This window comes from Pantoea sp. ANP04, assembly GCF_041982285.1.
In the GTDB taxonomy this organism is placed as follows: Bacteria; Pseudomonadota; Gammaproteobacteria; order Enterobacterales; family Enterobacteriaceae; genus Pantoea; species Pantoea eucalypti.
This window is the reverse complement of sequence record NZ_JAUTYS010000026.1, coordinates 1-9,312: the sequence shown is the minus strand read 5'-3', so window position 1 is coordinate 9,312 and position 9,312 is coordinate 1. Positions and strand designations below refer to the sequence as shown.

The 9,312-nt window shown below is 49.4% G+C and carries 8 protein-coding genes; all 8 read right to left on the bottom strand.

Annotation, left to right across the window (positions count from 1 at the left end):
- The coding region (locus Q7C21_RS21960; RefSeq protein WP_375151097.1) for a DUF6531 domain-containing protein at positions 1 to 3,533 on the bottom strand (3,533 nt) is incomplete at its 3' end.
- Between the two features lie 3 nt (positions 3,534 to 3,536).
- Positions 3,537 to 3,977, bottom strand: coding sequence for a DcrB-related protein (locus Q7C21_RS21955; RefSeq protein WP_003855589.1), 441 nt, complete (start codon positions 3,975 to 3,977; stop codon positions 3,537 to 3,539).
- Between the two features lie 17 nt (positions 3,978 to 3,994).
- A complete protein-coding gene (locus tag Q7C21_RS21950) occupies positions 3,995 to 4,891 on the bottom strand; it encodes a hypothetical protein (RefSeq protein ID WP_375151096.1) in 897 nt (298 codons plus the stop codon).
- A 145-nt stretch (positions 4,892 to 5,036) separates the two neighbouring features.
- Entirely contained in the window at positions 5,037 to 5,753 is a 717-nt protein-coding gene (locus Q7C21_RS21945) for a hypothetical protein (RefSeq protein ID WP_375151095.1), read from the bottom strand.
- Positions 5,754 to 5,948: 195 nt separating this feature from the next.
- On the bottom strand, positions 5,949 to 6,728 hold the full coding sequence (locus Q7C21_RS21940) for a hypothetical protein (RefSeq protein ID WP_375151094.1): 780 nt from the start codon (positions 6,726 to 6,728) through the stop codon (positions 5,949 to 5,951).
- A gap of 261 nt (positions 6,729 to 6,989) precedes the next feature.
- On the bottom strand, positions 6,990 to 7,547 hold the full coding sequence (locus Q7C21_RS21935) for a hypothetical protein (protein WP_260805110.1): 558 nt from the start codon (positions 7,545 to 7,547) through the stop codon (positions 6,990 to 6,992).
- A 131-nt stretch (positions 7,548 to 7,678) separates the two neighbouring features.
- Complete coding sequence (locus tag Q7C21_RS21930) at positions 7,679 to 8,041, bottom strand: hypothetical protein (RefSeq protein WP_375151093.1); 363 nt, start codon at positions 8,039 to 8,041, stop codon at positions 7,679 to 7,681.
- Positions 8,038 to 9,312, bottom strand: a 1,275-nt coding sequence (tssI, locus tag Q7C21_RS21925) for a type VI secretion system tip protein TssI/VgrG (protein ID WP_375151092.1), incomplete at its 5' end; no start/stop codon positions are given. The genes tssI and Q7C21_RS21930, both read right to left, overlap by 4 nt.

Sequence of the window (9,312 nt, the reverse complement as noted above, 5' to 3'; positions counted from 1 at the left end):
GTGACGGCGTTGCCAGACGGTCTTCCCTGTAACAGCGGCTGGCTGGTTTTACTGATGCGGCGTCCTAGCGGATCGTATCGAAAACTCACCTTAGTGCGCGGCTTATTACGGTCCCGTGGCTCGCTGATGACGTCCGTCAGGCGATGCTCACCATCGTAGCGATATCGCCAGCGGGTCTGACCATCATCCTTCTCAGTGGTACGGCCATGAATGTCATATTGCCAGCGGATACCGTTCAGTTCGGTGACACGGTTATGCATCACGTGCGCGGCACTATGGCGATCCAGCGGGTTGCCTGCGCCATCCCAGCGCCACTGTTCATTGCCCGGCTGTGCGCCGTCCTGGGACAACAGCCGGCCGGCGTTATCGTAGTTCCATAACGTCTGGCTGAACGGATTATCGTCACGCTCTTCACGGATCAGGTTGTTGCCGTAATCGAAGTCGCGGCGACGGGACCAGACGCGCGGCGCAGGACGCTGCGCGTCTCCCCTGAACACGTCACGGCGGCGCAGTCTGCCTGACCGATCATATTCACTGCGCATGGTCAGGCCGCCCTGTGTCCGGCTCAGTTCCCGATGCAGCGTGTCACGGGTAAACTCGGTGACCGGCAGGTTGTCTAACGCGATGCTCAGTAAATGGCCGCTGCCGTAGTAAAGCTGCCTGAGATTGCGACCATCCGGCAGGGTTAAGGCTGTGCAGTTACCCAGCGCGTCATACTCCCACGCCAGTTCGCCCTGCTCTCCCTGTTCAGCAACGATGCGGCCCAGCGCATCATATTTAAAGGTGGTCTCCTGCTCGGCCTGCTGGCTCCACTCAGTGTCTGAAAGCGGCAGATGCTGCGACACTTTACCCAGCTGGCCGCCACCGCTGTAGTGATAACGCGTCTGGCCTTCCGGCGTGGTCCGCGCCAGCAGTTGTCCCGCACGGCTCCAGTGGTAGCGATGGGTGATGGACTGAGGGTGCCCGGCGGCAAAGGTACGTGATACCGTGCGGCCCGCTGCGTCATAATCATATCGCGTGGCAACGCCATCCAGCCCGATCTGAGCCAGCAACAGAGAATCCGCGCCCCACTCGAACTGATACTGCTCGCCGTTCTCGTTTTGCAGCGCCGTCAATCGGCCACGGCTGTCCCAGCTTCGCTGAACCGTCTCACCCTCTGCATTGCGGCTGGCGATCAGTCGCCCGACGTTGTCGTAACGGAATTCACTGCGCTTGCCATCAGCCGATTCATAGGCCAGCGGCAGTCCACTTTCACTCCAGTGCAACCGCTCTTCCCATCCTTCTGCGCGTTCCAGCTGAAGAGGACGGCCTGCTGCGTCATAGTGATAACGGGTTTCTTCACCATCCGGCGCGATGACAGAGCTGAGCCATCCCAGGGGATGATAACGGTAGCGCGTGGTCAATCCTGAACAGTCGGTTTCACGGATAACCTGGCCGGCATCGTTAAACTCCCGGCGGTAGCTGTTACCCGCTGCGTCGATCTCCTCGACAACCAGTCCGAATTCATCCCGTTTATAGAGCGTGATTTGCCCGAGCGCATCAACGACGCGCTCAAGGCCATGATGGGGATCGTAATAGTACTTCGTGGTGGAACCATCTGCTCCGGCAACCACTGTCGGCAGCGAACGGTGGGACAGCCATTGCACAGCCTGCACACCGCCGTCAGCATCTTTCTCTTCAATGCGGTTGCCCAGATCGTCATAGGTGAAACTCACCGCGTTGCCCAGCGGATCGATGCGGCGCGTCAGGAGTTCGTTTTCATCCCACTCGTAGCGCCACTTCTCGCCCCGCTCGTCGATAAAACAGGTGATGAGGCACGCGGCATTCCAGTGGTGTTCGCGCTGCTGGCCGTCATAGGTCGACACGCGCGTGATGCCCGCCTCGAGATCGTAATGCATGTGGCAGCCATCACCGGTATTGGTGCGGTTCTCTACCACGCGCCAGTGATCCAGCTTCTGCCAGCGATATTCGCTTTCCAGCCCGCCGGGCAGCTGATGCCAGACCATTAACCCGTCGTCGTTGTACCGGAAGCGCCGCGACATAACGCCAGCGGCATCAGTAACGCTGGCAAGCTGGCCCTGTTCAGTGTAGGTCCAGCGCGTCAGAGGCCAGTGTTGATCGCCATCAAAATGGCTGGCTGATGTCGGGCGCCGCGCGTGATGTTTGTCGTCGTAGTGCAGCGTAACGTCAATCGCCAGCGGCGCGTCATGGATACGCACCAGACGAGCCTGTTCATCCCAGCCCATCTCCAGCGCATTACCGTACTCGTCGCTGAGTGAAGCCAGACGCAGCACCTGCGGGTCAGCAGCCGTGCGCCGGTATAGACGCCAGACCGCACCGTCGTCATCGGCAATGGCGATATCGCTGGACTCGTTGCGCCGCACCATCAACCCTTCGCTGATGCTGTAGAGCACCTCTTTTTCACCGGGCACGTCAAAGCTCAGCTCGCGCCCGTTGTCATCAAACCAGGTCGCCCGATTCCCTTCCAGCGTCAGGTAACTGTCAAACACCGTGGCCCAGCCCTGACCGAACAGGCCGGCGCGCTGAGTCAGGCTGTTATAGCTGCGCTGAAAACTAAGCGGGAAACGTCCGGGAAGGGAAAAATCGCGCTCGGCATCATCATTCAGGACTTTGACGCCGGTCGCCGCATGAACCGGGAACAGCGACGAGAAAGCCGCGTTGATGGCCATGTCTGCTGCCATACCGCCCACGGCACCGGCCAGCGCGCAGGGCATGTTTTTGAGGATCTGACTGGGGCGACCACGGATCAGAGAAAGGCCGATCATCATCACAGCCAGGCCTGGCACCTTGCCGCTTTTGATCTCTCTGACCGTGACCGTTTCACCACCAATGATGACATTGGGGGACACATCGTCGCTTACAGTTGCATCGCAGGTGGTTTTATCCTTTGCGCGCACCGCAGGCTGGCCATTGATAAAGACGCTTTTGGATCCCTGCGCCAGATATTGCGGTCCACTGTGTTTTTCACAGGCCACTTTGTCCTGCTCCAGCGGAGAGGTGCCCGCATCGGCGGAGGCGACCGTAGGTTGCCACATTGCACTGCCAAACTGGCCCACCGCAGAGAGCAGCATGCCGCCGTAGTCGGCAAAGCTCTTCGGTGATTGCGGTTCCGGTGGCGGTGTCTCGCCGGGCGTGAGCATCCCGGCCGCGCGCACGGCTAAAAGACCATTTACGTAAACGTTGTCTGAACCGCTGGATATCACACCGGCGGGTGACGGCGGGAATATCATGTTTCCCAGGCCATCGGCCGCTTTGCTGATCTCCTGTGACAGACCCACGGCATTGGCCAGTATACCGCCAAGAATACCGCTGAGCAGGCAACTGTTACCCACGGCAGCGACACTCGCCGCTGCCGCCCCTGTACCCAGCAGGGGCGCTGCCGAGACGATAGCAGCACCCACTGCGGCACCAATGACGGCATACGCCGCACCTTCTGCCACAATGCTGGTGATATCAGCAAAAATGCTGGAGTGAATGATCTCATCGCCCACGCGGGCCGCAGGATTATCCATAAGTTATGCTTTCCGTGGCGTGTTCAGAGTCAGGCTTTGTTTAAAAGCACTCCAGCGCTGTCCGTCTTCTTCATTGAATGGGCGCATCGTGGAGAGCGTAAAAATCATTAAGGTGTTCGAGTCCGGCACCTGCGTAGCCAGCTGTTTCTGCCACACGGCCTGCCCGTTACGGTCAAACATAGTTTCAACTTCAATTGCGTGTAGGGTGTTATCTACACCCGCCGTCACGCGTACAAACTCACTCTGCTGGATGTGACCCATCTGACTCCGCAACGTGTCCCACTGACGCTGGAATTCTTTTTCCGCATCACTGCCCTCAGAAATAACACCACGGCTTACAACCCATGCCAGCCCACTGGCTTCGTCGCGGAGAATATTCATGGTGGTGTCCTGCCAGACAGCAGGAAAAAGCGCAAAGGCGCCCTCATTGAATTGGTAATTCATATTGGAGGTCCGTTTTATTAATGGTTTGTGGCGGGTGGAATCAGGCTATGGAATTCGCCATCAACGTTATCGGCATTAGTGAGTAGCTGTGTATTATCACGCGCAACTTTAATATCAAAAAGTCGATGCGTAATATCAGGATCTCCACCACAACTGCTGTCGTGATGATCTTCACGAACCGTGATGACAAAGAAACGTTTATCACTGCCGTCGTCGAGATCGTACCGCAGGCATTTATCATCGAGGCTGGTCAGGTGCCAGGTATGAATTGCTTCGGTTGCGGCGCTAATAGCCTGGTCAGCGCTGATTTCGTTTTGCTCTGCACCCAGGTCTATTTTCAACATGATGGAGCTGACCTTCCCCTGATCAATCTGGAACATTAACTGTTTCCCGCCCGACGGGTAGACAAGCCAGTGCTGATTATCACTGTTATCTTCTTTTCCGGGTCCATAGGCTTGCTGGACCTGTTCCAGGCTATCGCCTACCACGATATTCCGGGCCGTCGGCACGCTGGCACTTCCCAGAAGGATCTCAGCCAGAACCGTGTGCCTGGCATCTCCAGCCGCCGCCGCGCTGAACAACTCAAAGCCGTCATAACTATGCTGGAAGTAGTTGTAAGGCTGGTTGTTGATGACTACTTCTCCGGCCAGAACTGAACTCAGGGCCTTGCCTGCCCGTACGAAGCTTTCATTGCTCCAGGTGTCTCCGGGAGTGAAAGCATAGTCGTTCAGCATAACGGAAAAATCGCCCCCGCTAAGAGCAGAAACGGACGATTCAGTGCTGGATTCTGCCCTGACAATGCAGGATAAAACCATGAGGACAGACACAAGTATAAGGCTGGAGAAAAAACGATTTCTAATCATTTTTTTATCAGGGTTAATAATAAAAATAAGAGAAAATTTGTATTTATTCAATAATGCAGTGCAATTAACTCCACTCAACATTAATTAAAAATTAACGATTGAATTATACGTGGGGGACGAGACAAAACACAACAGCATCAATTAACTTCATGTTTATCATTCGAGGCATAGAAAAAATGTCACTTTGGGAAAATCATCACTCCCACTTACCACCTTGCTTTACAAGTGTTTTATTTCCCTGTATCACTTTCAACTCAAGTGGGTGAAACCTCACAATATAATCTACGCCGCTATTATTGAAGGTCATTCCGTCAGCTTTATTTGAGTTGGCAGGCTGCGTGGTTTTACCTTCAAGAGTGATCTCTTTTCCATCTTTATTTCTGAGGCCAAAGTATTTAACTTTATCACATACAGTATAAAAACCTCCGCAACCATTAACTAAAGTAATGGTGAAATCAGATGTTGAAAAAACTTTCATCTTCGATTTTAGATCCACATGATTTATTTCTTTATCGAGCGAATAAGCTTCTGGCGCATAAAACTCGCCATTTTCAGGATCTTTGATTAAATTCCATAAAATTTTATTATCTTTAATTTCTAAATTTGCTTTACCCTTCGCCCCGCCAAATGAAGAATCAAATTCAATCAAAGCTTTCTTACCATTTGCAGTGCCTTTGAGATTACTGCCATTACTCTCAGGGCAATCTATTTTGTTCCCGCCTCTGGTAACATAACAATAACTACCCGTTACGTTATTATTATTCTGTTTTAATTTTAATGTTAGCGTCGAGTATAATGACCCATTATCATTTTTTTGCTGCCCACTCCACTGACCGGTAAAGTCATCAGAAGCAAACAAGGATAATGAAGAGATTAACGACAAAACGGCTATGCTAAATCCAACTTTGTTCATTTAATTAACCTTGAAAATCAGATGATAATTAACCCTGTTCATCCAGCTGTTGATATTAAGCTAATTAATAACTACAACTCAAAGCAGCAAGATTACAAATCATTATTATTTTTAATGGTATGACATTTACATGTGATGTGCAAACATCCCGTGTAATAGTGCGCATACATGACACACCATCACGCAAGAATTTTATTACTCGGAAACACCCATCCACTTTCCGTCTTCAGACAGCACGATTTTATTATTAACGACAACCGTAAGGTTACTAATTACATTGTTGATAATATAGGTTGCATCATGATTGCGGAATTTATAACTCAGCACCGCACAGGATGCTTGACCACAATCACTTTTCGTGGCTTTACCTTTTAACCTGACAACTGCACCATCTGATTTTCTTACACCCTCATAACTAACGTCATTACACTCCGCCCCAGCAGCACAGAGCGAAGTTATTTTAATTTTAAATTTTGCCGTCTCAAAAACTTTCTCACTATTGCTTTGAATTACTTTTTGATTTTTAGCGGGAGTAACAGACTGTTCTTTATCAAAACGTTTTGCCCAACTCGCAATATCCTCCTGGATTTTATTATTTGCACGATCATTGCTTACATAATGAATTTTATCATCCTCAGGCAGCATCCATGCAGCGTAGACTTTACCGTCAGGCTGTATAACAAATGCAGAAGCCTGCTCAAGATAAAGATCTTTTAACCAGCCCTCAACGAATATACCGCCGTTATCTGTTTTATGGGGTTCGCCAAAAACATCAAAGTTTTGGCTGAAATCACTATACTCGCTGCCTAAAACAGACTTTAAACTGGAGACAACATTCTGGTCACTGAAGATGTTTGAAACCTTGTCTAAACTATTGTACTGAGAAAAAACCACCTGTCCTTCTGAAGCTTTCGCAACTCCTATCGGGCAAACTATAATTATTACCAAGAGCATCATGTTAACAAATAATTTCATAGTCTTACCTGAGGAGTAAACTAAATTGCGCTGTTTTACCATACTGATTAGTTTATTTTTTTAATTAATTATTAAACTCGCCAGATGGCATTATGTTGTATACAATTAACCAAGTCTTGAGTGAATGCGGTATTGATTTTCTTTACTCACTTACTTTTAGGGTAAGAATTTAAAACTATTCAGCTCATTTTAAACTCTTCAATTGGAAAATAAGATTAAAAATTAATTTAACCCTGCGTGACGTATCACGCAGGGTTGTTGTTATTCATCAGTATTAATCGTCATCATAATATGACTGATTTTTTTATGCTCCAGCTGAAATGATATGCGTTTGTTATCAGCGTTATAATATAACCAGTGCTGATTATCACTATCATCCACTGTGCCCTGACCATATTTGCTGACCAAAACATCCTCACTGTCACCTGGTCCTACACCTCTGGCTGTTTTGATCGCAGGCGTATTGATGGTGATCTGTGCAATAAGATAGCTGTCGATATCACGCTGCTCTTTTTGCCAGAACAGGTTCGCAGTGTAGATTTCAAAACCATCATATTTGTGCTGGTAGTATTTATAACTGGTGTCGCCACCAGGCACATCGCCAACGAAGTTTTCACTTATCTGTGCGCCCACCTGCTTCTGAGTTTCATCGCTCCACTTATCACCTAAGGAAAAAAGATGATTATTTATATTCACAGTAAAATCAGTTGATTTTAATTCAGCACCTGAAAACTCCGCCACCGCGAGATGGGAGTAGATGGATAAAGTAAATATTAGAAAATGTCGCAGGTACATATTAACTTTATTAAAAAATGACATTTAAAATATAATACCCAGCAACTTTATTTTGAGAAAAAAACAAAGGTGACATTAATAAAATAAATTAATGCCACCACGAAACCTCATCTATCTGTCAGTAAGCCAAATAATCACATCAAAAAATACACAAACTATTTTTTCGAATCATAATCTGGTGCTATACCAGTGTGCGTTTCAACTAGCCTGTCTTTTTTAACCCACCCATCGACCTGGTTTCCATCGTTAGTTACATACATCACACTGTAATAGTCTTTGTACTCAACATAAGCATATAATTCATTACCGGGGACAACAAAAACCTCTCTTTTTATGCATTTTTCGTCTGGAGCAGAATAGAAATATAATCTTCCTTTGCTACCGACTTTGTATACATTATCTGTATTGTCGAAATTCACGCCTTTGTTATTAGCCTTACTACTCAAATTCTGGCAGAAATCATTGGCGGTAGCCATTAGTGGTAATGAAAACGCTAATGCGCATAAAAGTTTAATCATAGTAATCCTCTCCCTTTCATTACGGAAATCAAACTGTTGGCATAGTCAGGATCGGTTGCATACCCTTTAGCCTGTAAGCCTTTAGCCCATTCTACCGGATCGGATGAGTTGAACAAACTGCTATACCTCTGATTTTTAATCAAAAACTGGGAGTGCTGCTCAATACTCTCGTCAATTGAATCATAACTGGCAAATTTATCCAGTACAGCAACACGTTTTCCGTTGATATTCTCATGAGTCCAGTCTTCCACAAAGTTTGGCGAGCCATGTGCCTTGACCCCAAAAATGTTGTTGCTCACTTTGTCAGTGTTGACATCAGTGGGCATTTTTTTGCCCCAGTTAGATTCAAGAATTGCCTGAGCCGTGGTGATTTTAGCGGGTACACCAGTTTTCTTTTCATCTTCCTGAGCAGCAGCATACACTTTATCGAAGAATGCTTGTTTTTCGGGGGGTAAAGGGCGTACTTTTCTTACCTGGTTGTTTGCCAACGGCGCAGCCGCCCCTTTCGCCGCAGCCTTTGGTGCAGCGGGCGCGGCCTGGCCTTTTTGCTTCGGCGGGAACAGGTTCTCCACCGCCTGGCTGATGTTCTGTTTATGACTGGAGCCCGGTGCGCTAGTGCCTGGCTTCGCACCATCTGTGTTCAGGTTCAGTTTGCCGCCAGAGGTGGTGATATGACCATCGCCCTGCACGAAAATATTGAAGCCTTTACCCACAATATTAATCTGGCCATTCGCATTGAGTTCGATAGCGCTCTCTCCGCATTCAAGGCGAAGTTTAGTGCCCGAACCCACAACATAGGTATCGACTACCGCATCAAGCTTGCCTTTACCGGTCAGCCGCTCTTCGCCCCCTTTTACGCCGTGGACGCGATTGGTTTCGACCCGATACAACTCATTGCCGCCCGCATAATGGCTGTGATTGTTGGCGACGGAATGGCTGGCGTCATTTTTAACATGGGTATCCATGTTCTTCTGCGCCTGGATCCACAGGTGTTCCTCACCCGCCTTATCCTCAAACCTCAGCGCGTTCGCCGTGTCCGCCGTGCCATCCTTCGACCGGCTCAGAAAACCCATCTGCGTCGCCGCCGCCGGCAGCGCCCACGGCGGCATGCTCGCCTCGTTATACACGCGGCCGATAATCAGCGGACGGTCCGGATCGCCGTTGATAAAGTCCACCACCACTTCGTCGTTAACGCGCGGGATCTGCACCCCGCCGAACCCCTGACCCGCCCAGGCGCTGGAGACGCGCACCCAGCAGGAGCTGGTGTCGTC

Coding starts and splice junctions, on each gene's coding strand:
- Q7C21_RS21955 (WP_003855589.1), bottom strand. CDS start 3,977: ATGAATTACCAATTCAATGAGGGCGCCTTTGCGCTTTTTCCTGCTGTC.
- Q7C21_RS21945 (WP_375151095.1), bottom strand. CDS start 5,753: ATGAACAAAGTTGGATTTAGCATAGCCGTTTTGTCGTTAATCTCTTCA.
- Q7C21_RS21940 (WP_375151094.1), bottom strand. CDS start 6,728: ATGAAATTATTTGTTAACATGATGCTCTTGGTAATAATTATAGTTTGC.
- Q7C21_RS21935 (WP_260805110.1), bottom strand. CDS start 7,547: ATGTCATTTTTTAATAAAGTTAATATGTACCTGCGACATTTTCTAATA.
- Q7C21_RS21930 (WP_375151093.1), bottom strand. CDS start 8,041: ATGATTAAACTTTTATGCGCATTAGCGTTTTCATTACCACTAATGGCT.